At 34.6% G+C, this 24602-nt stretch carries 22 protein-coding genes and 2 riboswitches; of the genes, 5 read left to right on the top strand and 17 right to left on the bottom strand.

Going from position 1 to position 24602, the window contains the following annotated elements; all coding sequences use genetic code 11:
• Window positions 1–149: 149 nt before the first annotated feature.
• From metH to ACFSR1_RS16230, 17 genes are all read right to left on the bottom strand, one after another.
• Entirely contained in the window at window positions 150–2879 is a 2730-nt protein-coding gene (gene metH / locus ACFSR1_RS16310) for a methionine synthase (protein ID WP_378294082.1), read from the bottom strand.
• Window positions 2876–3235 carry a four helix bundle protein gene (locus ACFSR1_RS16305; protein WP_378294081.1) on the bottom strand — a complete coding sequence of 120 codons (360 nt, stop codon included), beginning with the start codon at window positions 3233–3235 and terminating at the stop codon, window positions 2876–2878. The genes metH and ACFSR1_RS16305 overlap by 4 nt, the downstream gene beginning before the upstream one ends.
• A gap of 3 nt (window positions 3236–3238) precedes the next feature.
• Window positions 3239–4243 (bottom strand): homocysteine S-methyltransferase family protein, encoded by a 1005-nt coding sequence (locus ACFSR1_RS16300; protein ID WP_378294080.1) that lies wholly within the window; start codon window positions 4241–4243, stop codon window positions 3239–3241.
• A 186-nt stretch (window positions 4244–4429) separates the two neighbouring features.
• Window positions 4430–4558: riboswitch (SAM riboswitch) on the bottom strand.
• Window positions 4559–4651: 93 nt separating this feature from the next.
• Window positions 4652–4972, bottom strand: a complete 321-nt coding sequence (locus ACFSR1_RS16295; RefSeq protein ID WP_378294079.1) for a 2Fe-2S iron-sulfur cluster-binding protein — start codon at window positions 4970–4972, stop codon at window positions 4652–4654.
• Window positions 4973–5056: 84 nt separating this feature from the next.
• The gene (locus ACFSR1_RS16290) at window positions 5057–6112 is read right to left on the bottom strand and encodes an NAD(P)/FAD-dependent oxidoreductase (protein ID WP_378294078.1); all 1056 of its coding nucleotides are present in this window, start codon (window positions 6110–6112) and stop codon (window positions 5057–5059) included.
• Window positions 6099–6668, bottom strand: a complete 570-nt coding sequence (locus tag ACFSR1_RS16285; RefSeq protein ID WP_378294520.1) for a precorrin-2 dehydrogenase/sirohydrochlorin ferrochelatase family protein — start codon at window positions 6666–6668, stop codon at window positions 6099–6101. Before ACFSR1_RS16285 ends, ACFSR1_RS16290 begins: the two co-directional genes overlap by 14 nt.
• Before the next feature lie 101 nt (window positions 6669–6769).
• Entirely contained in the window at window positions 6770–7537 is a 768-nt protein-coding gene (gene cobA, locus ACFSR1_RS16280; RefSeq protein ID WP_378294077.1) for a uroporphyrinogen-III C-methyltransferase, read from the bottom strand.
• 52 nt (window positions 7538–7589) lie between these two features.
• The gene (locus ACFSR1_RS16275; RefSeq protein ID WP_378294076.1) at window positions 7590–9680 is read right to left on the bottom strand and encodes a HEPN domain-containing protein; all 2091 of its coding nucleotides are present in this window, start codon (window positions 9678–9680) and stop codon (window positions 7590–7592) included.
• Window positions 9681–9788: 108 nt separating this feature from the next.
• Complete coding sequence (locus tag ACFSR1_RS16270; RefSeq protein ID WP_378294075.1) at window positions 9789–11036, bottom strand: sulfate adenylyltransferase subunit 1; 1248 nt, start codon at window positions 11034–11036, stop codon at window positions 9789–9791.
• Window positions 11037–11138: 102 nt separating this feature from the next.
• Window positions 11139–12086: a sulfate adenylyltransferase subunit CysD gene (gene cysD, locus ACFSR1_RS16265; protein ID WP_378294074.1), complete on the bottom strand. Its 948-nt coding sequence runs from the start codon at window positions 12084–12086 to the stop codon at window positions 11139–11141.
• A gap of 21 nt (window positions 12087–12107) precedes the next feature.
• A complete protein-coding gene (locus ACFSR1_RS16260) occupies window positions 12108–12734 on the bottom strand; it encodes a phosphoadenosine phosphosulfate reductase domain-containing protein (RefSeq protein ID WP_378294073.1) in 627 nt (208 codons plus the stop codon).
• A 54-nt stretch (window positions 12735–12788) separates the two neighbouring features.
• Window positions 12789–13040, bottom strand: coding sequence for a DUF2061 domain-containing protein (locus ACFSR1_RS16255; RefSeq protein ID WP_378294072.1), 252 nt, complete (start codon window positions 13038–13040; stop codon window positions 12789–12791).
• A 204-nt stretch (window positions 13041–13244) separates the two neighbouring features.
• On the bottom strand, window positions 13245–14423 hold the full coding sequence (locus ACFSR1_RS16250) for a trans-sulfuration enzyme family protein (RefSeq protein WP_378294071.1): 1179 nt from the start codon (window positions 14421–14423) through the stop codon (window positions 13245–13247).
• A complete protein-coding gene (locus ACFSR1_RS16245) occupies window positions 14420–14845 on the bottom strand; it encodes an OsmC family protein (RefSeq protein WP_378294070.1) in 426 nt (141 codons plus the stop codon). The genes ACFSR1_RS16250 and ACFSR1_RS16245 overlap by 4 nt, the downstream gene beginning before the upstream one ends.
• A gap of 258 nt (window positions 14846–15103) precedes the next feature.
• Window positions 15104–17515, bottom strand: a complete 2412-nt coding sequence (gene thrA / locus ACFSR1_RS16240; protein ID WP_378294069.1) for a bifunctional aspartate kinase/homoserine dehydrogenase I — start codon at window positions 17513–17515, stop codon at window positions 15104–15106.
• 12 nt (window positions 17516–17527) lie between these two features.
• Window positions 17528–18490 carry an alpha/beta fold hydrolase gene (locus ACFSR1_RS16235; protein WP_378294068.1) on the bottom strand — a complete coding sequence of 321 codons (963 nt, stop codon included), beginning with the start codon at window positions 18488–18490 and terminating at the stop codon, window positions 17528–17530.
• Window positions 18491–18573: 83 nt separating this feature from the next.
• On the bottom strand, window positions 18574–19863 hold the full coding sequence (locus tag ACFSR1_RS16230; RefSeq protein WP_378294067.1) for an O-acetylhomoserine aminocarboxypropyltransferase/cysteine synthase family protein: 1290 nt from the start codon (window positions 19861–19863) through the stop codon (window positions 18574–18576).
• 124 nt (window positions 19864–19987) lie between these two features.
• A riboswitch (SAM riboswitch) is annotated at window positions 19988–20093 on the bottom strand.
• Window positions 20094–20462: 369 nt separating this feature from the next.
• Between ACFSR1_RS16230 and metK the strand changes: the two genes are divergently transcribed.
• The 5 genes from metK (at window position 20463) to ACFSR1_RS16205 (ending at window position 24539) form a co-directional block, all read left to right on the top strand.
• Complete coding sequence (gene metK, locus ACFSR1_RS16225) at window positions 20463–21719, top strand: methionine adenosyltransferase (protein ID WP_378294066.1); 1257 nt, start codon at window positions 20463–20465, stop codon at window positions 21717–21719.
• Window positions 21720–21904: 185 nt separating this feature from the next.
• Window positions 21905–22267, top strand: coding sequence for a hypothetical protein (locus tag ACFSR1_RS16220; protein ID WP_378294065.1), 363 nt, complete (start codon window positions 21905–21907; stop codon window positions 22265–22267).
• A 200-nt stretch (window positions 22268–22467) separates the two neighbouring features.
• Window positions 22468–22812 (top strand): hypothetical protein, encoded by a 345-nt coding sequence (locus ACFSR1_RS16215; RefSeq protein ID WP_378294064.1) that lies wholly within the window; start codon window positions 22468–22470, stop codon window positions 22810–22812.
• 267 nt (window positions 22813–23079) lie between these two features.
• Complete coding sequence (locus ACFSR1_RS16210; protein WP_378294063.1) at window positions 23080–23523, top strand: hypothetical protein; 444 nt, start codon at window positions 23080–23082, stop codon at window positions 23521–23523.
• The gene (locus tag ACFSR1_RS16205) at window positions 23505–24539 is read left to right on the top strand and encodes a hypothetical protein (protein ID WP_378294062.1); all 1035 of its coding nucleotides are present in this window, start codon (window positions 23505–23507) and stop codon (window positions 24537–24539) included. The genes ACFSR1_RS16210 and ACFSR1_RS16205 overlap by 19 nt, the downstream gene beginning before the upstream one ends.
• Window positions 24540–24602 lie beyond the last annotated feature (63 nt).

The raw sequence follows: 24602 nt of genomic DNA, 5'->3' as shown, positions 1-24602 counted from the left end.
TACCTGCGGTGAGCAGGCAGGTTCGCTGTATTTTTTTCTACTGTTAAAAACCCTTCGACTTCGCTCAGGGTGATAGTAAAAAAAGGATGCCGCTTCTATCCCTAACGCAGCACCCCCTTACCCTCTCCTCAAGGAGGGAAGAGTTTCGTTTAGTCTAGAATATTGGGACTCAACCATTTTTTGCCATATTCAAAATCAACATTCTTTCTTTGTGCAAAATCTTTTACCTGATCTTCTTTTATTTTTCCTAATCCAAAATATCTTGCTTCGGGATTTGCAAAATAATAACCTGATACAGATGCTGCCGGCCACATAGCCAATCCTTCTGTAAGCTCTACTCCTATTTTTTCTTTTACTTGCAAAATTTCCCAGATTGTAAGCTTTTCCAGATGATCAGGGCAAGCTGGATATCCCGGTGCTGGTCTTATTCCTTTATAAGATTCTTTAATTAATTCATCGTTACAGAGCTCCTCTTCACTAGCATATCCCCAATCCTCTTTACGTACTTTCTTATGCAAATATTCTGCAAAAGCTTCTGCTAATCGATCTGCTAAGGCTTTGATCATAATCGAATTATAATCATCGTGATCTGCTTCAAAAGCATCTGCTAATTCTTTAGTTCCAAAACCGGTGGTTACGCAAAAACATCCCATATAATCTTGTTTACCGGATTCTTTTGGTGCTATGAAATCAGCTAATGCAAAATTCGGTTTGGCCGCGTGTTTCTTCAACTGTTGTCTAAGCGTCCTAAACTTGAAGTTTCCATTATCCGATGTAATTTCAATATCATCATGATCCACAGTATTAGCTTCAAACAAACCGTATACAGCTTTTGCTTTCAATAATTTTTGATCTAATACTTTTTCTAACAATTGTTTCGCATCTTCGAATAAAGAAGTAGCCTGTTCACCAACTACCTCATCCGTTAATATCGTAGGATATTTACCATGTAAATCCCAAGACCTAAAAAAAGGAGTCCAATCAATATAAGATTCCAGTTTCTTCAAATCAAAGCATTCTATAACCTGAACACCTAGTTTATTAGGTATAACAATTTCTGAAGCAGACCAATCAATTGAATATTTATTTTTTCTTGCTTCTTCTATAGATAAATATTCTTTTTGTTTGGTTCTTTTTAGGAAACCTTCTCTAAACTTTTCATAATCTTCTTTCAGTTCTCCTACATATTTTTGGTTACTTCTCTTATTAAGTAAATCTCCAACTACTGTTACCGCTCTGGATGCATCGTTTACGTGTACAACTGCATTTTTATACTGCGGATCGATTTTGACTGCTGTATGTGCTTTAGAAGTTGTTGCTCCACCAATCAATAATGGCACCTTAAAATTTCTACGTTCCATTTCTTTGGCCAAAAACACCATTTCATCTAATGATGGGGTTATTAAACCACTTAGCCCAATAATGTCTACTTGTTCATCAATCGCGGTCTGGATTATCTTTTCTGGAGGAACCATTACTCCAAGATCTACTATCTCATAATTATTACATCCCAATACTACAGAAACTATATTTTTACCGATATCGTGAACATCACCTTTTACTGTCGCCATCAGTACTTTACCTGCGGATCCGTTTCCTTGAGCCAATTGGGGGTTTTTCTTTTTTTCTTCTTCAATATAGGGCAACAAATGAGCCACTGCCTTTTTCATAACTCTGGCAGATTTTACTACTTGCGGTAAGAACATTTTACCTGATCCAAATAAATCCCCAACAACATTCATTCCGGTCATTAGATTACCTTCTATTACTTCGATAGGTTTATCCGCAGCTTGTCTTGCTTCTTCTACATCTTCTACGATATATTGGTCAATTCCTTTTACCAAAGCTCGAGTAATGCGATCTTGTAAAGGCTCTTCTCTCCAAGAAAGGTCTGCCGTTTTTTCTTTACTAGTCCCCACAACAGTCTCAGCAAAATCTAACAACCTTTCTGTAGCATCATCTCTGCGATCCAGAATTACATCTTCTACACGCTCAAGCAGATCTTTAGGAATATCGTCATACACTTCGAGCATTGCAGGATTTACAATCCCCATATTCATTCCTGCCTGAATAGCATGATATAAAAACACCGAATGCATTGCTTCACGAACAGGGTTATTTCCTCTAAAAGAGAAAGACACATTACTTACACCTCCACTTACACTGCAATGTGGTAAGTTTTCCCGAACCCATCTCGTAGCTTCAATAAAATCAATAGCATTTTTTCGATGCTCTTCCATTCCTGTTGCTACCGGAAATATATTTAGATCAAATATGATATCCTCCGGGGGAAAATTTACTTGATTCACTAGAATATCATAGGATCTCTTAGAAATTTCTATACGACGCTCATAATTATCTGCCTGACCAACCTCATCAAAAGCCATAATAATTACGGCAGCTCCATATCGCTTAATCTTTTTAGCGTGTGCAATAAATTCTTCTTCTCCTTCTTTAAGACTTATAGAATTCACTACACATTTTCCTTGAACAACTTGTAAACCTGCTTCAATAATATCCCATTTAGAACTATCTATCATGATAGGAACTCTAGCAATATCAGGTTCCGCCATAATAAGATTTAGAAACCTTACCATGGCTTCTTTTCCATCAATCAAGCCGTCATCCATGTTGATATCGATGACCTGTGCTCCACCTTCTACCTGATGTCTTGCAATATCTAAAGCTTCATCAAATTTCTCTTCTTTTACTAAACGAAGGAATTTTCTAGAACCTGCAACGTTAGTACGCTCTCCAACATTAATAAAATTCGTTTCTGCTGAAACAATCATAGGCTCTAGCCCAGATAGTTTTAAATACCTTCTAGTTGATAGTTGAGAGTTGTCTGTTGATAGATTCTGTGATTTATTTTCTATCATCCCTTATTTTTTTTATAATAGTTTATAAATCCACTTAATAGCTTTTTACATTTTAAAATCTGGATCAAAAGAATTTCATGATCTTTAATTCGAATATAATTCTGATCCAAAGCCAAATAAGATTGTGTCTCTAATTCGTATAACGATCCTCTTGAAACATGTAAAAACTGCAATGTATCCGCTGAAGTTCTTCTTCCACAACCTTCAGCTATATTTGATGGTATGGAAACTGCACTTCTTCTCATCTGACTTGTTAATCCATATAATTCATCCTTAGGAAACTCTTTTGTTACTTCATACAAAATATTAACTAATATTCTTGATTCTTTCCAAACCTCTAATTCTAAATACTCCATAAACTAAAAACTATCAACTGTTAACTTTCTTGGTTTATAGTTTTTAGCCAATTCGGCAATTGCTTTTATGTGTTCTGGTGTGGTTCCGCAACATCCTCCGATAATATTGACCAGACTTTTATCCATATATTCTTTAATCTGATCAGCCATTTGTTCTGGAGTTTCATCATACTCACCAAACGCATTTGGTAATCCTGCATTAGGATGTGCGGAAACCGCAAAACCTGCTTTTTGGGCTAATACCTCGAGATGCGGAGTCAATTGACTAGCTCCCAAAGCGCAATTGAACCCAACGGATAACATCGGAATATGTGATATCGAAATTAAAAATGCTTCGGCTGTTTGCCCGGATAATGTACGTCCACTTGCATCTGTAATGGTACCACTTACCATAATAGGAACTTCTATATTTCTTTCATCCTTTACTTCTTCAATGGCAAAAAGTGCAGCTTTGGCATTTAAGGTATCAAAAACAGTTTCTACCAGAAGTATATCTGATCCTCCATCCAACAACGCTTCTACTTGTTGTTTATAAGCGACCCTAAGTTCATCAAAAGTGACCGCTCTAAATCCTGGATCATTTACATCAGGAGACATACTGGCTGTTCTATTTGTTGGACCAATGGATCCTGCTACAAAACGTGGTTTATGAGGCTCTTTGGCTGTAAATTCATCTGCAACTTCTTTTGCTATTTTTGCTGATTGAAAATTTAGTTCGTAGACCAACTCTTCCATTTCATAATCTGCCATTGCTATTGTAGTTCCTGAAAATGTATTGGTTTCTACAATATCTGCACCAGCCTGAAAATATAAACGATGTACTTCTTTTATTGCTTCAGGTTGCGTTATACTTAACAAATCGTTATTCCCCTGAACAGGAACATCCCAATCTTTAAATCGTTCTCCTCTGAAATCTTCTTCTGTAAACTTATGACGCTGTAGCATGGTTCCCATAGCACCATCAAGCACCAAAATTCTTTCTCCCAATATTTTTTTTATGTCTTTCATTTATTCATCGTCGGGCTAAACTTATTGAAGCCTACTTTAAAATAATAATGAAACCACTTCGATACCTGTCCGCCCAAGGAGGAAGCAAAGTGTAACGTTATTAATTAATACTATATTTCTTTAAAAAAGAAATTCAATTAAAATGATATCAAGAAAATAAATGGAAATAGCTAATGCTATGTGTCATTGTTATCTATTTCGTCTTTAAAACGAATAGAACGTAGCACCTTCTTTAAGATTCTGATAGGCATCAAAATATATAAAGGGTTGCTAAGGTATCATAGGGTCTATTCCCTCCACCTTTCTTGATAACATGTTAAATAAATTTATGAACTAAGCAGATTATCCCGCCATCTTTGTTACAAATTAAAGGCATAGCCTTTTGTTATGCAAGTTTATTCTGTTTTTTTAGGATTCTGGAGCTAATTCAATCTCTAATCCATCTAACTCTGGAGTAATCGGTATTTGACATCCTAATCGGCTGTTATCTTCTACATAAAAAGCTTCTGCTAACATTAAGTCTTCATCCTGACTCATTTCAGGAAGTTCGTGATCCGATAAAATATAACACTGGCATGACGCGCACATTGCCATACCACCGCAAGTTCCCTCTACAGGAAGTTCATATGCTTTACACACCTCCATTAGGTTCATAGCCATATCGGTCGGAGCCTGTACTTCGTGAATTTCTCCTTCTCTGTCTTTTATCTTTATGGTAACATCTGACATACTATCGTCTTAATCTTATAAAAATCCTCGCAAATATACCGAAATGATCAGTATATCTGCGAGGATTATTTTATTCTAAAATTTCTACATTATAGCTTTTACAACTTCTTTTTTGGCTTCTTTCTTACTACCATCAAATCCTTCAACTCCTCCAACAGTCGTGTATTTCATTACATACTTCTTATCCGGAAAAATTCTTTGATATGCGCTCTGACACATAATAGCGGCTTCGTGGAATCCCGAAAGAATTAATTTTAATTTTCCTTTATACGTATTTACATCACCTATTGCATATATTCCAGGTATGTTCGTTTGGTAATCATAGGAATTATCTACTTTAATTGCATTCTTTTCAATTTCTAGTCCCCAGTTTCCGATAGGTCCTAGCTTTGGAGATAATCCGAATAATGGAATGAAATAATCTGTATCCACATTGATATCGCCTTCTGTTTTATGCTTTATACCAACGCCGGTTACGTGATCAGTTCCTTTAATTTCTTTTACTTCTGCCTCGGTGATTAGATTTACTTTACCAAGCTTAGTTAATTCTGCAACTCTTTCTACAGAATCTAATGCTCCTCTAAACTCATTTCTTCTATGTACTAGAGTAACTTCACTTGCAACATCTGCTAAGAAAATAGTCCAGTCTAAGGCAGAATCTCCTCCTCCTGCAATCACAACTCTTTTATCTCTATAAACTTCTGGATCCCGAATAATATAAGCAACACCTTTATCTTCAAAATCAGTAATATTTGGAATAGGCGGTTTACGAGGTTCAAAAGAACCTAATCCTCCGGCTATAGCAACTACAGGAGCATTATGTTGAGTTCCTTTATTGGTTGTAACCAAAAAAGTATCATCTTCTAATTTCTCAATAGTTTCAGCTCTTTCTCCTAAAGTAAATCCAGGTTCAAAAGGTTTTATCTGTTCCATTAAGTTTTTCACCAAATCTCCTGCAAGAATTTCAGGAAATCCAGGGATATCATATATTGGTTTTTTAGGATATATCTCAGAGCATTGACCACCTGGTTGTGGTAATGCATCAATAAGATGTGTTTTTAATTTTAGTAATCCAGCTTCAAAAACAGTAAATAATCCTGTTGGTCCCGCTCCAATGATTAGAATATCAGTCTTGATCATGTTCAACTTCTTTTTTTCCTATTAATCCTTTGGTAAATTCATTAAGTGTTTCCACTTTTTCTTCGAAATCACCTTTTATTGTTTTTCTATATTCATTTAAATTTTTGACTAAATCATCAATGTTTTCTGGAATTACTTCTTCAAAAAATTGACGTAGTCGCTTGGCTGTGGTAGGTGACTTTCCGTTGGTCGAAATAGCCACTTTCACATTACCTTTGGTTACAATACCACCCATATAAAAATCACAATATGGAGGATTGTCTGCTACATTTACCAATTTACTTCTTTTTCTGCAGTCCTTATACACTTGTACATTCACTTCAGGAACATCTGTAGTAGCAATCACAATATGTTTTCCTTTTAGAAAACGTCTGTGATATTTCTTTTTAATCATTTCTATTCCAAACTTATTAGCTAAAGTAATTGTATCTTCTCTATACATTGGCGATACCATTGTTACTTTAGCATCTGGACTAGATTTCAATAAGAACGTAAGTTTTTCTTCAGCTACATTTCCTCCTCCAACAATTAGAATTTCGAGGTTTTTAACTTTCAGAAAAACCGGATATAAATTATTTCTTTCTTCGCCCTCACCCCCAGCTCCTCTCCCAGAGGGAGAAGTGAGTTTTTCTGGACTTGTATTTATATCTCCGCTATTCAATTTACAAATTCTTTTTGAACTTCTTTTTGAATCGAAGCTAATTTCGCTCTTTGCTGGACTACATCACCTATCACAATAATTGCTGGTGAAGACAATTCTTTTTCTAAAACAACCTGTTCTATAGTCTGTACGGAACCAAACCCAAACTTCTCATTATCAGTTGTTCCGTTCTGTATGACAGCTACCGGAACTTCCTGTTTATTTTCGGCTGCAAAGATACTAACTATTTCGTTTAACTTACTCATTCCCATTAAAATTACCACAGTTGCATTCGATTTTGCTGCCAGGCGAACATCCTGTGATAATTTATGGGATTTCGTTGTTCCTGTAATCACCCAGAAACTTTCTGATGAACCTCTTTTGGTTAACGGAATTCCTTGATAAGCCGGAACTGCCAGTGATGACGATATTCCTGGAACCATATTTGTTTCTACTCCAAATTCTTGAACATAATCAATTTCTTCTGCTCCACGGCCGAAAATAAATGGGTCTCCTCCTTTTAATCGAACTACATGTCCCTGACTTTTAGCTCTACTAACAATCAATTCATTTATTTGTTCTTGCTGATATGCATAACATCCTTTTCTTTTGCCGACGAAGATCTTTTCTGCGTTAGGTGCATAAGCTAATAAAGTTTCGTTGATGAGTGCATCATACAACACCACATCTGCAGACTCTAATGCTTTGATTGCTTTTAAGGTAATCAAATCCGGATCTCCAGGACCTGCTCCGACTACTGTTAATTTCGGTGTTTTAATACTCATTCTTATTTACTTATCATCTTTAGAATAAAGGTTTTACAACTCTGTAAAGATATTATACATTTTCTACTTCAAGTGCCCTAAACGCTTGCACTTTTTGTAAAAATTGGCTTGCTTTTTTGATATAATCCACTGCAAAATCCCTACTTGGTGCATTTTTCTGAAGTTGGTATATCAAATCTGCGAATGTTCCATCAAGGCTTATTTTTCCACTAGCAACAAATTCTTCGTCAAATTGACTAATAATACCTGCGTGCGTATTGGTCTTTTTATTTTCAGCAAGCAACAATGCCTTTGCAGAATTCACTAACGAGCTATAGGCATGATATACTGCATCAGAATATATCCCATTCTCAAAAGATATTTTTGCATTCTCAATCTTTTCTTCACTTTCTAAAAACAATGTAGCTATCAAATCAATAACAACGCCTGCGCATTCTCCAACTCCGATGGCTTTTACATATTCCTCTTCGGTTCCCCAATCAATAAAATCTTCTTGAACCAGATTATCTACATTGGACAAATCAGTAAGGAAATTATAGAAATATTTTTCTCCTTTATCCGAATAGTAGTCTACAAAAGTCTTACCATTTGCATTTTCTTCAAAATCATTCAGGATTCTGCGTAATGCTTCCGGTCCTCTTCTACTTGGTATTTTTACTACTTTGTCTGCAAAACGACCTTTTCCATCCCCTATATTTCCTCCTCCTAATAACACCTGTAAAGCCGGAGCTACTAACTTATCTTTTGTTCTTACTGACATCCCTTGAAAACCGATGTTAGCCATATTGTGCTGTCCACACGCATTCATACATCCACTGATCTTGATTACCAGATCTTCTTTCTCCAGATATTGTGGATATTCAGTTTTGATTACTCTTTCTAATTCTTCCGCAATACCTGTACTACTTGCAATTCCTAAGTTACACGTATCAGTTCCTGGGCAGGCTGTAATATCAACTGCTTTGTTATAACCTGCTTCTACAAATCCTAATTTCTCTAATTCTTGATAGAAAAATGGTACTAAATCTTCTTTTACAAAAGGAATTAAAATATTCTGACGAAGAGATAACCTAATTTCTCCTGCGGCATATCTCTCCACTAAATCAGCAAGTAATCTAGCTTTATCCGTATAAAAATCTCCTAACAACACCTTGATACCTATGGCTACATATCCCTTTTGCTTTTGAGAAATTACATTGGTAGAACTCCATAAGTCAAAAGCTTTTTGATCTTTAACTTCTACTTTCGGAACTTCCACGGAAACTGGGACTGATGGCACATATGCTTCAGCATCGATTGCAACAGTTTTTTGAGCAATTGCTTCTTGTTCAGCTTCTACTAATTCTTTGAAAGCTTCTACGCCAATATCTTTTACCAGGAATTTCATTCTCGCTTTGGCTCTACTTTTTCGCTCACCGTGACGATCAAAAATTCTAAGCACTCCTTCCATTAAAGGAATGATCTTATCTGTTGGCAAAAAACTATATAATTCATCCGCATGTCTTGGTTGCGAGCCCAATCCACCTGCGAGCATTACTTTAAATCCTCTAACTCCATTTTCTATTTTAGCTATAAAACCAAGATCATGCATATAAGACAATCCCGTATCTTCTTCTGTTCCTGAGAAAGATACTTTAAACTTACGGCCCATTTCCTGACATATTGGATTTCTTAAGAAGAAACGAAACAAAGCATCTGCATATGGTGACACATCAAAAGGTTCTTTTCGATCAATACCTGCTGTTTCTGATGCTGTCACATTACGAACCGTATTACCACACGCTTCTCTGAGTGTTACATCGTCTCTTTCTAACTCTGCCCAAAGTTCTGGAGTTCTATTAAGATCTACGTAATGAATCTGAATATCTTGTCTGGTTGTAATATGTAATCTACCTCTAGAATATTCATCAGAAACCTCACAAATTCTTCGCAACTGATTACTCATTACTTTACCATATGGCAATTTAATACGAATCATCTGCACACCTTCTTGTCGCTGACCATATACCCCACGAGCTAAACGAAGGCTACGAAACTTCTCTTCATCAATCGTCCCTTTATGGAATTGCTCTATTTTATTAGCTAATTCAATAATGTCTTTTTGGACAATCGGGTTTTCTATTTCTGTTCTAAAACTTTGCATATTCTTTCGTATTTCGACTTTTAAAAAAAGACATACTTATGACTTTTGTATAAAGGTTTTCTTTTCTAAAAATTCTTGTTTTTCTTCTTCTTGGTAAAAGTTTTTTATCTACTCTATAAAACCTACTCCTGAAGTATTATTGGTTTGAGAATCTATTAATATAAATGACCCTGAAGCCTTATTCTTACTATAAGAATCAATAGCCAAAGGTTTACTTAATTGTATTTGAACCTTCCCTATCTCATTAAGGCTTAATGAATTTTTAGCGGTGTCTTCTCCAGAGAAATCTGTAGCAACGGTTCCGGTTATGTTTTTCACTTTTGCCAAAACTCTACTACTTCCACTCTGAATGAAATAATTCGTTCCTGGATTTAGATCTCTGTTATCCATCCAACAAACAGTAGCTATTAGTTGTTTTTCAACCCTAGGTTTTTCAGACGATTTTACAATCATATCACCTCGACTTACATTTACATCATCTTCTAATGTAACAGTACAAGAACTACCTCTGCCAGCTGTATCAAATTTTTGATCAAAAAAGAATATCTCTTTAACTTTGGATGTTGTTAATGATGGTAAAACTGTCACCTCATCACCTACAGAAAGATCTCCTCCATATAGTTTACCAGCGTATCCTCTAAAATCATGGAATTCATCTTTTTTAGGACGAATTACTGTTTGTACAGGAAAACGCACTTCTGCTTTTTCGTAGACATCCTGAGCATCTAATTCTTCTAAATGCTCTAATAGTGTTTGACCTCTATACCAAGGTGTATTTTCGGATGCATCCACTACGTTATCACCTTGTAAAGCACTTACCGGAATAAAAGTTATGTTCTGTTCCTTATAATCACTTTTTGAAATTAATTTTTCGAAATCAGACTTAATTGCTTCATATTTCTCTTGAGAAAAATCAACTAAATCCATTTTGTTTATAGCTACAATCACATCTTTAACTCTCAATAAATTATTGATAAAAAAGTGACGATAGGTTTGTTCTATTACGCCTTTTCTCGCATCTACCAGAATGATCGAAGCCTGCGATGTAGAAGCTCCGGTAACCATATTTCTGGTATACTCTATATGCCCGGGAGTATCTGCTATAATGTAACTTTTGGTTTTTGTAGAAAAATAAATATGAGCAACATCAATGGTAATACCTTGTTCGCGTTCTGCCACTAATCCATCTGTCGCTAATGAAAAATCCAGGTAATCAAACCCATTAGCTTTACTTCGGGTTTCGATTGCTTCTAATTTATCAGTAGTTAATGATTTTGTATCATATAAAATACGACCAATCAAGGTACTCTTACCATCATCTACACTTCCTGCTGTTGCTATTTTTAATACGTCCATTCCCTATTTATATTAATCCTTAGAGTGGATTTAGTTTTATTTTTAATTCAAATATCTGCTTGATTTTGGATTCCAGCCTTCGCTGGAATGACAAAAAGAGCACTAAAAGTATCCTTGTTGTTTACGTTTTTCCATGGCTGCTTCGGATCTTTTATCATCTATACGAGCTCCTCTTTCAGAAATTGTGGATTCTCTAATTTCTGCTACCACCTTATCGATTGTAATTGCATCAGAAAGCACCGCTGCTGTGCAAGACATATCACCTACGGTACGGAATCTCACCAATCTTTCTTCAACTAACTCATCATCTTCTCTATGCACCACATCATCTTCTGCAGACCAGATCATACCATCTCTAATAAATGTTTTACGCTTATGTGCAAAATATATAGAAGGGATTTCGATATCTTCCTTTTGGATATAACTCCAAACATCCAGTTCCGTCCAGTTACTGATTGGAAATACTCGAACATTCTGACCTAAATCGATCTTTCCATTTAAATGATCAAACAACTCCGGACGTTGATTTTTTTCATCCCATTGACCAAAATCATCTCTTACAGAAAAGATACGTTCCTTTGCTCTGGCTTTTTCTTCATCTCTTCTGGCTCCACCAATAGCCGCATCAAACTTAAATTCTTCTAAAGCATCTAAAAGTGTTGTAGTTTGCAAACTATTACGACTTGCGTACTTTCCTTTTTCTTCGATCACCTTACCTTGATCTATAGAATCCTGAACATTACGAACAATTAATTCTACTCCAAGTTCTTTTACTAATCGATCTCTAAATTCTATAGTTTCCGGAAAGTTATGGCCGGTATCTATATGTAATAATGGAAAAGGAATCTTACCTGGATAGAATGCTTTTTGAGCTAATCTAACTAAGGTGATAGAGTCTTTTCCTCCAGAAAAAAGTAATACCGGTTTCTCAAATTGAGCCACCACTTCTCTAAATATATAAATCGCTTCGCTTTCTAAAGGATTCACCTTTAGAACTGATTTTATTGCTGAACCATTTAGCTGCTCTGTCTTCTTTTCTAGTACTTCCATGCTATGCTTTTGCTTCATTTATTAGTTCGTATGAATCCCACATTCCCTGTTATCTAAAACCTTTGTTGGATCAAAATACTTAAACTCATTTGGTAAATTATGTTGCTCTAAATACACATCTAATTCGGCATCACTATAGTAATAAAACGGACTAACCTTTAGCACTCCATCGCTTCCTAAACTCAGAATATCCAAAGAATCTCTTAAAGCAGTTTGTCCTTTTCTAAGATTCGTAAACCATACATCTGGTTTATGCTCTGTCATTGCTCTTTTAAAAGGCTCTAATTTCACCTGTTCTGTAAACAGTTTATGTTTTGGATCATCAATATCAGGAATCCCCATCACCACATCTCTATGAGCAGATGTTTGTTTAGGCACATATAATTGAACATTTAGATTCAATAAATAAATAACTTCTTCTGCGTGTTTATATGTATTAGGAGTATTATATCCTGAATCACACCATATTACTGGAATATCAGAAAGTGACTCAGAGCACACACTTAGAATCGCAGCTTCGTATGGTCTGAAATTAGTAGTAACTACTGGGTTTTTGGCATTTAAAATAGCCCATTGAGTAATCTCTATTGGAGTCTTATCCTTTAACGTATTATTCAAGTTCTCTATTTCCTTCTCTGTAAATTTCATTTTTAATATTTCTTTTTCTGTCACTTCGATCTTAGTCGAGAAGTAAAACTGCAATTATCTTCCCCATTTGATACGATTCCAGATTCTTTCATGAAAGAAATACAGAATCATTTTTGTAATAAAATCAATTGATGCTATCGAAGTAGCCAGTGCTATTTCACCCGTTAAAACATAAGAAACTATTAGCGTATCCAATGTACCAACCACTCTCCAGCTTACTGCCTTTGCTACACTTCGCAAAGGTTTCTCTGAAGTTCTATCAGTCTCGTACGATGTTTTCTTCGTAGCTACTTTATCTAATATCATTTGATCTACAATCATTTTTATCTTTAATCCTATTACCCTATCGGAATAGTAGATTATTAAACAAATGTATATATAAAAATCTATTCTTTAGTCTTTAATGTTTGAAAAAATCACTAGAAATGAAAGAATTATGATATTATTAATAAAAAGCCTAGTGATTTAGTAGATTATTATAATACCCCGTAAAAAACCAAAAAAAGATGATTAAATATTTTTCAAAGCCTGCTCTATATCTGCAATAATATCATCAATATGTTCTAATCCTACCGAACATCTTACCATTCCATCAGTAATACCAACGGCCAATTTATCTTCAGCAGCTAATTTGCTATGCGTTGTAGAAGCCGGATGTGTAACGATAGTTCTGGTATCTCCTAGATTTGCTGAAAGTGAGCACATTTTGATGTTATCAAAAAATGTCTTTCCTCCTGCTACCCCATTTTCAACTTCGAAAGCTACGATATTACCTCCTAATTTCATTTGTTTCTTAGCTATCTCATACTGCGGATGAGATTTTAAAAAAGGATATTTTACCCAATTTACCTTAGGATGTGACTCTAAAAACTCAGCTAACTTCAATGCATTCTCACAATGTCTATCTGCTCTTATCGCTAAGGTCTCCAAACTTTTTGATAATACCCAGGCATTAAATGGTGATAAAGCAGGGCCGGTATTTCTCGAAAAAAGATAAATCTCCCTGATCAATTCCTTTTTACCAACAGTAACACCACCCAAAACACGCCCTTGGCCATCAATTAATTTGGTAGCGGAATGAATTACCAGGTCTGCTCCGAACTTTATTGGGTTTTGCAAATATGGTGTAGCAAAACAGTTATCGATAATCAACAACAGCTTATGCTTTTTTGCAATCCTACCTAATAATTCTAAATCTAATACATCAACTCCAGGATTGGTAGGGGATTCTGCATAAATGATTTTTGTATTTGGTTTAATTAACGTTTCTGCTAAAGCAACTTCATTAACCGGAAAATAACTAGTCTCTATATTCCACTTTGGAAAATACTTGATAAACAATGAATGTGTCGAACCAAATACGGATCTTGCCGACACAATATGATCTCCAGCATCTAACAAAGCTGCAAATGTAGAAAACACAGCGGCCATCCCAGTAGCAAAAGCATAACCATCCTCTGCTCCTTCTAATTTGCAGATTTTATCTACAAACTCAGTAGTATTAGGGTTACTAAAACGGCTGTACAAGTTTCTATCTTTCTCCTCGGCAAAAGCGGCTCTCATTTCTTCAGAATCTTCAAAAACAAATCCTGACGTTAGATACATTGGCGTAGAATGTTCTAAAAACTGAGTTTTCTCTGTCTGCGTTCGTACCGCTTGTGTTTCAAAATTTTGGCTTTTTAGGCTCATACTTCTTCGTTATTAACGACTACTTTATATTTGATCGTTGCAGTTGGCTCTAATGTTTTAGATACGGAACAATATTTTTCAAATGATAATTGTGCTGCTCTTTTTGCTTTTTCCGGAACTATCTCTCCTTCTAAATATACAGTCACTACAATTTCTTTAAAAGGTTTTGCGCCATCAATTTCTACTCGTGACCCATCAACTTCAGCTCTGTAATTTGTAATCTCTTGTCGTTGTTTTTTTAATATAGAAATCACATCAATCGCACTACACCCCGCTACACCCATTAATACATATTCCATCGGACTTGGCGCTAAATCGTGTCCACCAACTTCAGCTTTACTATCTATATGAGTTATATGCCCTCTTTCATTTTTTAGTTCAAAATGATAATCATTATCAATTCTTTTTAGTTGTATTTTCATTATATCTCTTTTATTTATTCTATTTAGACGTTACCCTTCGACTCCACTTAGACAACACTTCGACAAGCTCAGTGTGACAGCTCAGTGTGACATCTTAGTGTGACATCTCAAGGTCGGGCTTTTTGCTGTATCTTTTTATTTGGAATACTTCGAGAACCTCAGTCCGCCAAATAGAAAAGAATGACTCATCATATGTTTTACATTCACGATTTCTTAAAACAATAAAAAACAATGAGTAATACCTAACACAATTACTTTTTATCCTTTTTCGGTCAATCTTAATATATCTCCAAAAACTCCTCTTGCAGTAACCGCTGCTCCTGCTCCTGCTCCCTGAATCACGATAGGTTGATCTCCATATGATTCTGTATAAATTTCGAATATCGAGTCGGAACCTTTTACTTGTCCTAACGCACTACTTTCTGGAACAGATACGAGTTTAACGTCTAAAATTCCTTTTTCTTCAAATAAATCTCCGTGTAAATCTCCAATATATCTAAGTACATGGTTTGGTTTCTGTTCTGACTTTATTTTTTGATACACCAAATCTAATTCTTTTAACTTTTCTAAAAACTCATTTGCACCTCCTTCTCTCAAATTCTCAGGAATCAAATTATGGATATTAATATCTGTAAATTCATTACTCAAATCCAATTCTCTAGCCAAAATCAATAATTTTCTTCCTACATCATTTCCACATAAATCTTCACGAGGATCGGGTTCTGTAAAACCTTTATCAATAGCTTCTTGCAATACTTCACTAAAAAGCCTTTCCTCTTTAGAAAAAGTATTGAACAAATAACTTAAAGATCCTGAAAACACACCTTTAATTCTAGTTATATTTTCACCGGATAGATGTAATAGCTTGATCGTATCTATTAGCGGTAACCCAGCTCCTACGTTTGTTTCATACAGATATTGTTTTTGATGCTCTTCTAACTTAGATCTTAATTCTTTATAAAACTCAAAACTTAAAGTATTCGCTACTTTGTTTGAAGAAACTAAATCAAATCCTTCTTCTACCAAAGTAATATAATGATCCGTGAATTCTTTGCTAGCGGTATTATCTATCGCAATTAAATTTTCTAAATGATGTTTATCAGCAAACTTAATTATATCTCCTATTTCGTATTGAATTCCTTCTTTTACATCTGATCTCCAAGAAGTTTCAATTCCGTTTTTATTCAAAAGAATTTTCTTTGAATTTGCTACCGCAAAAATGTTCAAGTCAATTTTTTTTCTCTTTTCAATCTCCTTCGCAGATTTTAAAATTTGATCTATCAAAGTCCCTCCTACTAATCCATGTCCGAATACAGCGATATTTATCTTTCTTGAAATTTCAAAAATTTCTCCATGAATAACATTGAGTGCCTTATGAAGTTGATTTTTATATACAACAAGACTTACATTCTTTCCGGAAACTGTGTTATTAAATAACAAAGGAATCACCTGATTCTTAATCAATGCATTATAGGGTCTATGAAAGGTACTTAAATCTTGTCCGATAATGGAAATTACGGATACATCATTTTCTACGGTAATTATATTTACGTCCCGCTTGTACAAATCTGCTTCGAACTCCTGTTCCAAAACTTTTTTAGCTTCTACTGCTTTATCCGCTCCTACAACCAGCCCTATACCTCTTTCTGAAGAACCCTGAGAAATCATACTTACGCTGATATTATTATGGGCTAATGCTTTAAAAATCCTTGCATCTACTCCTACTTTTCCTAACAAACCTCTTCCTTCTAAATTGATTAAAGAAACATTTTCTAAAACCGAAAGGGATTTAATTCCGTTCGCATTATTTTCTGCAGTAATCAGTGTTCCTCTATTGTTATGATCAAAAGTATTTAAAATGCGTAATGGAATATTTTTTTCTATCAACGGAATAATAGTCTTGGCATGAAGAATATTCGCTCCAAAATAAGCCAACTCATTTGCCTCAGCAAAAGATAATTTTTCTATTTTTCTTGCATCAGACACTAAATCAGGATTCGCCGTATAAATACCACTTACATGTGTAAAATTTTGTAGCTCTTCTGCATCCAAATAATTAGCCAATAATGCTGCTGTATAATTACTACCATTTCTACCTAAGGTAGTGGTTTCATTATCAGTATTTGACGCTATAAAACCGGTTACGACATTAACGGTTGTACCGTTATATTTTTTAAAATGTGTGATCACATTTTCCTTTGACAATTTATCCAAAGGCTGTGCCTCACCAAATGTACCATCCGTTTTAATTAATTCTCTACTATCTGTAAAATGAGCATTAACTCCTTTTTCCTTAAGGATATGTGTAATCAGTTTTGCAGAAATAACTTCTCCTTGTGATAACACCTGATCCTTAATCCTTTTGCTATAGTCTCCTAAAAGAGAAACTCCTTCAAAAAGTTTATCTAAGGTTTCAAACTCGTCATCAACACTAAAACCTGCGTAATCTGCTACCTGATATTTTTTAAAAGCCTCTAATTGCTCTTGATAACTTTCATTCCTTACAGCTTTATCCAAAATAGCTTCTAATTCATCGGTTGATTTTCCTCTTGCAGAAAGAACAACAGTTATCAATTCCCCATTGTTAACCTTATCTTCAATAATATCAACTACTTTGTGGATTCCTTTACCATTCGCTAATGATTTTCCTCCAAATTTTAAAACTTTCATCTTCATCTTATTTTAAAATACATCTTGCAATAACTCACTGAGTTGGTCAAATTCTATTAGAAATGCATCATGTCCGTGAACAGAATTAATTAAATGATGCGAAACATTATGTTTTACTTCTTTTAATTTTTTAAAGGTAATTTCATCCTCTACTACCGTAAAAAACCCATCAGAATTCACACTTATGATATGAATGTTAGATCTAATAGAACCTGCAACCTCTATAAAACTTCCTCTTCCTGCTGTAATATCTATATTCGCTAAAATGTGATTTAATTCTTTATATGCCGAAAGCGTGAATCGTTCATCCAGTTTTTTTCCGTGATGAAATAACCAACTTTCGACATTATACATTTCCTTTTCATCATTATAACTTCTATTAAACTTTTGTTTAAACGATTCAGGAGACCTATAAATCAACATTGCATGTAATCGTGCATCGTGCACAGGGTTTTCAGAGTTCAATAAAATCTGTTCCTGCACAAGACAATTGGCTTTTAACCAATCAGTTGATTTCCAATCTGTAGCTACGGGAATTAAATGATCAATCAAATTAGGTTTTAAAGCAGCAAGCTCCCAGGCAATCCCACCTCCTACCGATCCTCCAATAGCAGCATGGAGTTTTTTAATATTAAGTAGCTCTAAACCTTTAGCAAAAATCGCAGCAATATCTCTGGCGGTAAAAAATGTATAATCAGAAATCAAATTACTCTCTTCTCCATCATACCCATTCCCCGGAATGTTAAATGATAATACAGTATATCTATCTGTATCAATACATTTCCCTTTACCAATCAATCCGTTCCACCAACCATTTGGACCACAAACACTAGAATTTCCGGTCAACGCGTGATTCACCAAGACTATTGGAGCATCCTGTAAAGAATTCCCAAACACTTCAAAAAACAAAGGTATTTGGTCAATCTTTTGTCCTTTTGTGGTCGTATAATTGGATATTTGAACTTTTTGGAGCATAGATAAATTACTTCTAACGAGTACAACTAACCCTTAACTAATTTGCTTTTCAAGGGTTCAAAACTCAATACTAAAGAATTTGATTATTTTACTTTTTCGGTTACTTTGGCGAATGCACTTTTTAAATCGGTTTTTAAATCTTCAATATCTTCTAATCCAACTGATAACCTGATCAAATCCCTAGTAACACCAGTAGATTCTTGTTGTTCAGGATTTAATTGTTGATGCGTGGTACTGGCAGGATGAATAATGAGCGACTTAGAATCTCCAATATTTGCCAGTAACGAGAAAATTTTGGTTTCGTTAGCCACAGTTTTAGCAGAATCAAAACCTCCTTTTATACCAAAAGTTATAATACCACTTTGCCCTTTTGGAAGATATTCTTTTGCAAGTTTATAATACGGATCACTCTCTAATCCGGGATATTTTACCCAAGCCACCTCGTCTTGGTCTTGTAACCAAGTAGCCAATGAGAGTGCATTTTCACTATGCTTTTTAATTCTAATTTCGAGAGTTTCTAACCCTTGTAAAATCTGGAATGCATTAAAAGGACTTAATGCAGCTCCGTGATCTCGTAAACCTTCTATTCGAGCCTTAGCAATAAATGCTGCAGCACCTAAAGCATCATGATATACTAACCCATGATAGCCTGGTGATGGTTCTGTAAATTCAGGAAATTTACCGCTTGACCAGTCAAAAGTCCCTGCATCAATAATCACGCCTCCAAGAGAAGTTCCATTTCCACTAATATATTTTGTTAGTGAATGAATTACGATATTAGCTCCATATTCTATTGGATTTAACAAAGCTGGTGTTGCTACTGTATTATCAACAATCAAAGGAACTTTATAAGCTTTAGCTTCGGCAGAAATAGCTTTGAGATCTAATACATCTAACTTTGGATTGCCTAGTGACTCTACAAAAAACACTCTGGTGTTCTCCTGTACAGCGTTTTTAAAATTCTCCGCATTTGATGGATCAACAAAAGTGGTTGTGATTCCAAACCTTGGCAATGTAACGCTTAAAAGATTATATGTTCCTCCGTATAAACTACTTGAAGCAACAATATGATCACCAGATTTTAACAAGGTAAGTAATGTAGTGTTAATTGCCGCTGTACCTGACGCTGTCACTACTCCTGCAATACCTCCTTCTAAGGCTACCAAACGCTGTTCCAAAATATCATTAGTTGGATTATTTAATCGAGTATAAATAAAACCAGACTCTGATAAATTAAACAAATTAGCTGCGTGATCAGCATTATTAAACACATAGGATGTAGTCTGATAAATAGGAACTGCTCGGGTTCCTCCATTTAATTTTACATCATGTCCAGCATGTAAAGCTTCTGTTGCAAATTTTTGTGCACTCATAATTTTCTATTTTTTAAATTTTAATAATTAAATAAAACTCAAATACATCAAACACTATATAAGTGTGTGGTTATAGAAAATTAAAAAGAAAGGAAACGACAGTTACAAGAGTTGTAATTGTATCGAGTTATCTTTTTCGTCAATGACGAATAGAATTTAGCACCTTCTTTACGAATAAAGGGTTGCTAAGGTTTCATAGGGTCTATTCCCTCCACCTTTCTTAATAACTTACTAATATGTATAAGAAACTTCGAAACAAATCTAGTAATTATTTTTAAACTGAAAACAATTTGTTTTGAAAATTGTTTTAATCGGAAAAATGACTCGGAAAAAGATTTTTTATTGGAAGAAAATTAATGATACGTTAAATCCTTTCGAATATTATCATTTTTTTTACCTTTGCCGAAATAGTAAAAAGGGATAGATTTGACTGATTGCAACCCTAAAGAACTGAAAATAGACGTATTCATATGAAAATATTGAATTTATTCAGTTCATAAATGCTAAAGCAGTTCGATACCAAATAATTCTTGTCGAAGGCTTCTTTATTGCAATCTTGTCATAATTTATTATAGTTTATTCTATAAAAACAACAAAGAATGGCATATTTATTTACTTCAGAAAGTGTATCTGAAGGACATCCGGATAAGGTAGCAGATCAAATTAGTGATGCTTTATTAGATAATTTTTTAGCTTTTGATAAAGACTCAAAAGTTGCTTGTGAAACTTTAGTGACTACCGGTCAAGTTGTCCTTGCCGGAGAGGTTAAATCCAAAACGTATCTTGATGTACAGCAAATTGCTAGAGAGGTAATCAATGAAATTGGATATACTAAAGGTGCGTATCAATTTAGTGGTGATTCTTGTGGTGTGATATCGCTAATACATGAGCAATCTCAGGATATCAATCAAGGTGTAGATAGAGAAACTAAAGAAGAGCAAGGTGCAGGGGATCAAGGAATGATGTTTGGATATGCTACCAAAGAAACTGAAAACTACATGCCATTAGCATTAGATATTTCTCATAAGATTCTTATAGAGTTAGCTAAATTGAGAAGAGAAGGTACAGAAATTCCTTATTTACGTCCTGACTCTAAAAGTCAAGTTACTATAGAATATAGCGATGATAATGTACCACAACGTATCGTAGCCATAGTAGTCTCTACTCAGCATGATGATTTTGATATTGATGATGATGTGATGCTGGCCAAAATTAAAAGTGATATCGTTTCTATTTTAATTCCGAGAGTAGTTTCGCAATTACCAAAGTATATTCAGAACTTATTCAATGATCAAATTACCTATCACATCAACCCTACAGGCAAATTTGTTATTGGTGGCCCGCATGGAGATACTGGTCTTACCGGCCGTAAAATTATTGTTGATACTTATGGTGGTAAAGGAGCTCACGGTGGTGGAGCTTTTTCTGGAAAAGATCCCAGTAAAGTAGACCGTTCCGCGGCTTATGCATCAAGACACATTGCCAAAAATCTTGTTGCTGCGGGTGTTGCCAGCGAAGCATTGGTACAGGTTTCTTATGCTATTGGTGTTGTAGAACCTACTTCAATTTTTGTAGACACCTATGGCACTAGTACTTTAGATATTACAGATGGCGAAATTGCCGAGAAAGTTGCTCAAATATTTGATATGAGGCCCGCTGCGATTGAAGAACGACTTAAACTTCGTAACCCAATTTATAAAGAAACTGCTGCTTACGGACATATGGGTAAAGAACCAAAAATTATTACTAAAGTTTTTGAAAGCCCTTATTCTGGTAAAGTAGAAAAAGAAGTAGAACTATTTACCTGGGAAAAACTAGATTATGTAGATCAGGTAAAAAAGGCGTTTCAAATCTAATTTTATAATTAATTTGACGTAAATTTGTAGTCTCCAATGCTTTATGAAATTTTTTGAAATAAATCTAGTTCATTTCAAAATCAGATACTATAAGAAAACCTACGAATACTAAATTGTTAAAGAGACTGTCGTTATAAACAAATATCTTTAACCCTAATGATTAAATGATCAAAAAAAGTATTGAAATGAGATTAAAAATTGGAATCACTTTTACATTGTTTTTTATTTACGGTCTTTCCTTTGGACAAGATTATAAGAACAATACAAAATCCATTAAAGAAGTTGATATCAAAATAGAAGAAGGACAATATAGCGCAGATGATACTGTTTCTGCAGACAGATTGATAATTGAAACTTCTGATCAAGCTGATTTAACCCAAGACTATACTAGTTTTACTGATGAAGAATGGATGAAAATCAAAATACAAATCCAAAATAACAAGAAAAGAGTTATTGATAATAATGAGATTTTTGTTTCTAAAACTATAGATACAGTTTTTGTAACCGCTCCTGGTTTTAATAACAAATCTCAGTTATCGGGTTGGTAAACTTAGAATAGAACATATTTAGAATAAACCGAAGACTGCCTTTTATGGCGGTCTTTTTTTCTTAAAGTCACCAATCCACATAGAGAATTCTCAATTCAGGGGGTAATTCCTAAACAAAAAGGGTTGTTTTCCCTCTGGCAATATCCTTTTACTAATCTTAAATTAGCACCTGTAAATCAACTGATTAAAAAAACAGAACTATGAAATTACAAATATTAATGATGATAGCTTTGATATGGATTGGACAAAGCACATTTGGGCAAACTACTGAAACAAAAAATAATTCGACAGATAAGAATTCGCAAAACAAAACAGCACAAGCTAAGGGTACTTTGATTACCAATATTTCAGAACAAGGTCAATCGCCTAAGAACAATGATATTTATTATAGTGAACAAGAGTGGAAAAAAATAAAACAAGAAATTCGAAAAAACAGAAAGAGAATTACAAACAGTAAGGACGGAATTCATACTTCTAAGATCTTAGATACGATTTATCTAGAAATAAAAATTCCTACAACCAATTCACAAATTACCGATTGGTAATACTCTGGAAAATCTATAATTGACATCCAGTGTATTAAAAAGACACTTTGTTATAGAAAATAGGGGTATTTACCTGTCATAAATTTTATGGTTTTAGTGTAATTTAGGTTCGGATTTTATTTGTAGCTTAATATAATCTTTATTGGCAATTATTTTTTATAGTTTGCCGCAGTAATATTTGATCCATTTTGTCACTCTTAATATTCTTTTACACAAACTGTAGTGACAAAAAAAATAGAATATTAACAACTTAAAACCATACCCGTCATGCCAAAATCAAATTATTGTTTAATCGATCCAGACGGAGGTTCTCTAAAAGTTAGAGTGACTGCTAATAATGGTATAAGATCAGGATCCGTTTTTATTCTCTGGGAAATCCAAAATGGAAAATGGGAGAAGAAAGAAAAATTCAATGTTATTACAGGAGATGATGGAGTTGATGAGTTTATTCTTCTAGAGAAACCAGATGACATCGAAAATGATTCTCTTGCTTGGTCTATAAACGCTTGTTCTTCTATTAATAATGTTGAGCGTGGAGAGTTTAGTATTACTATTATTCAGGATGGAAAAGATCGTTGGAAAAAAGAATCTTCTCGTCTTGTTCCAAAATGCTCAGACGGTAAACAGCTTCAATTTGGAAGTCACGTTATTTTTAAACATATGATTTCAGAACATATCCCAACCTCTGACTTATGGAAAGACACAGAATAAGTTTCGGTATATTAATATTCTTGTTTATGTTCATTGGATATTCACAAGACACCGAACAACCCGGAGATAACCAAGATGCTTATACTTTTAAGCTTGATTATAATGTTCCTGAAAGTCCTGCGTTTGCCGTTTTGGATGCTAATCCAACCACCATTATGCGCGCAAGTACTCCCCAGGAGATTATAACGCATTTAGCCAGTAACTTTCTAAGTGGAAACGAAGTAAGTCCAGGATTAGCTTTTGACTTCAACCCTTATCTTACATTTGGCGGAAGGCTAAAAAATGTAAAAGAATATAGGAATAGTTATGGAAAAAGATTTCTTGCCAACTTACAACTATCGTTTGCTACTATAAACTCTCAGGATTTTCCAGATGATCTTTTATTCTCAGGAGGATTACGGGCAACGCTTTTTGATAGCAAGGATCTTATGTTTGATGAACAATTAGGAAAAGATATTGATGACGCTTTAAGCTCTGGTGGAACTGATCCTGGACCCATGAATGATAATGATCAAGGAACCGTGGTAGATAATCCTGCACTTAAACAAGCATATGTAGATGCCAAAACACGTTATATGAATAAACCAGGAGGTTCTCTTGCACTTGGTTATGCTATTGCCGGTAGAGCCAGAGATAATTCATTTAAAACAGATAGCATTGTTACCTATAGACATCAAGCCTGGTTAGTAGGACAGTATGATTTGGGAAGAAGTGGTATGAGTATTAATGCTATGGTAATGTATCGATACGATCAGACTCCACAAACTCCAGACAATGATGGTTTGGTAAGCGGTATTGCGCTTAGAAAATACGGTCAAAAACTAATTCTTTCTGCAGAAATCTATCATGATAGTATGAAAGAAAGTATTGATTTTGGCGGATATGCAGAAGCCTATCTTATTCCAAGCATTACCCTCTTTGTATCGCTCAAAAAAGAAACAAATAGTATTACCGGTGATGAAGATGTAATTTTAAAACCCGGTATCAAATGGAATTTTAGTCAATCTAAAAAATAATTCGCCTCCCCACAGAATAGCAAATATCCCCAAAGATTTTAAACAACTTATAAAGTAAAATAA

Source organism: Aquimarina rubra (genome assembly GCF_042684305.1).
GTDB classification, from domain to species: Bacteria; Bacteroidota; Bacteroidia; order Flavobacteriales; family Flavobacteriaceae; genus Aquimarina; species Aquimarina rubra.
The sequence above is the reverse complement of the archived record's forward strand: the minus strand, read 5'-3'. Positions and strand labels throughout refer to the sequence as shown.

Coding starts and splice junctions, on each gene's coding strand:
- metH (WP_378294082.1), bottom strand. CDS start 2,879: ATGATAGAAAATAAATCACAGAATCTATCAACAGACAACTCTCAACTA.
- ACFSR1_RS16305 (WP_378294081.1), bottom strand. CDS start 3,235: ATGGAGTATTTAGAATTAGAGGTTTGGAAAGAATCAAGAATATTAGTT.
- ACFSR1_RS16300 (WP_378294080.1), bottom strand. CDS start 4,243: ATGAAAGACATAAAAAAAATATTGGGAGAAAGAATTTTGGTGCTTGAT.
- ACFSR1_RS16295 (WP_378294079.1), bottom strand. CDS start 4,972: ATGTCAGATGTTACCATAAAGATAAAAGACAGAGAAGGAGAAATTCAC.
- ACFSR1_RS16290 (WP_378294078.1), bottom strand. CDS start 6,112: ATGATCAAGACTGATATTCTAATCATTGGAGCGGGACCAACAGGATTA.
- cobA (WP_378294077.1), bottom strand. CDS start 7,537: ATGAGTATTAAAACACCGAAATTAACAGTAGTCGGAGCAGGTCCTGGA.
- ACFSR1_RS16275 (WP_378294076.1), bottom strand. CDS start 9,680: ATGCAAAGTTTTAGAACAGAAATAGAAAACCCGATTGTCCAAAAAGAC.
- ACFSR1_RS16270 (WP_378294075.1), bottom strand. CDS start 11,036: ATGGACGTATTAAAAATAGCAACAGCAGGAAGTGTAGATGATGGTAAG.
- cysD (WP_378294074.1), bottom strand. CDS start 12,086: ATGGAAGTACTAGAAAAGAAGACAGAGCAGCTAAATGGTTCAGCAATA.
- ACFSR1_RS16260 (WP_378294073.1), bottom strand. CDS start 12,734: ATGAAATTTACAGAGAAGGAAATAGAGAACTTGAATAATACGTTAAAG.
- ACFSR1_RS16255 (WP_378294072.1), bottom strand. CDS start 13,040: ATGATATTAGATAAAGTAGCTACGAAGAAAACATCGTACGAGACTGAT.
- ACFSR1_RS16250 (WP_378294071.1), bottom strand. CDS start 14,423: ATGAGCCTAAAAAGCCAAAATTTTGAAACACAAGCGGTACGAACGCAG.
- ACFSR1_RS16245 (WP_378294070.1), bottom strand. CDS start 14,845: ATGAAAATACAACTAAAAAGAATTGATAATGATTATCATTTTGAACTA.
- thrA (WP_378294069.1), bottom strand. CDS start 17,515: ATGAAAGTTTTAAAATTTGGAGGAAAATCATTAGCGAATGGTAAAGGA.
- ACFSR1_RS16235 (WP_378294068.1), bottom strand. CDS start 18,490: ATGCTCCAAAAAGTTCAAATATCCAATTATACGACCACAAAAGGACAA.
- ACFSR1_RS16230 (WP_378294067.1), bottom strand. CDS start 19,863: ATGAGTGCACAAAAATTTGCAACAGAAGCTTTACATGCTGGACATGAT.
- metK (WP_378294066.1), top strand. CDS start 20,463: ATGGCATATTTATTTACTTCAGAAAGTGTATCTGAAGGACATCCGGAT.
- ACFSR1_RS16220 (WP_378294065.1), top strand. CDS start 21,905: ATGAGATTAAAAATTGGAATCACTTTTACATTGTTTTTTATTTACGGT.
- ACFSR1_RS16215 (WP_378294064.1), top strand. CDS start 22,468: ATGAAATTACAAATATTAATGATGATAGCTTTGATATGGATTGGACAA.
- ACFSR1_RS16210 (WP_378294063.1), top strand. CDS start 23,080: ATGCCAAAATCAAATTATTGTTTAATCGATCCAGACGGAGGTTCTCTA.
- ACFSR1_RS16205 (WP_378294062.1), top strand. CDS start 23,505: ATGGAAAGACACAGAATAAGTTTCGGTATATTAATATTCTTGTTTATG.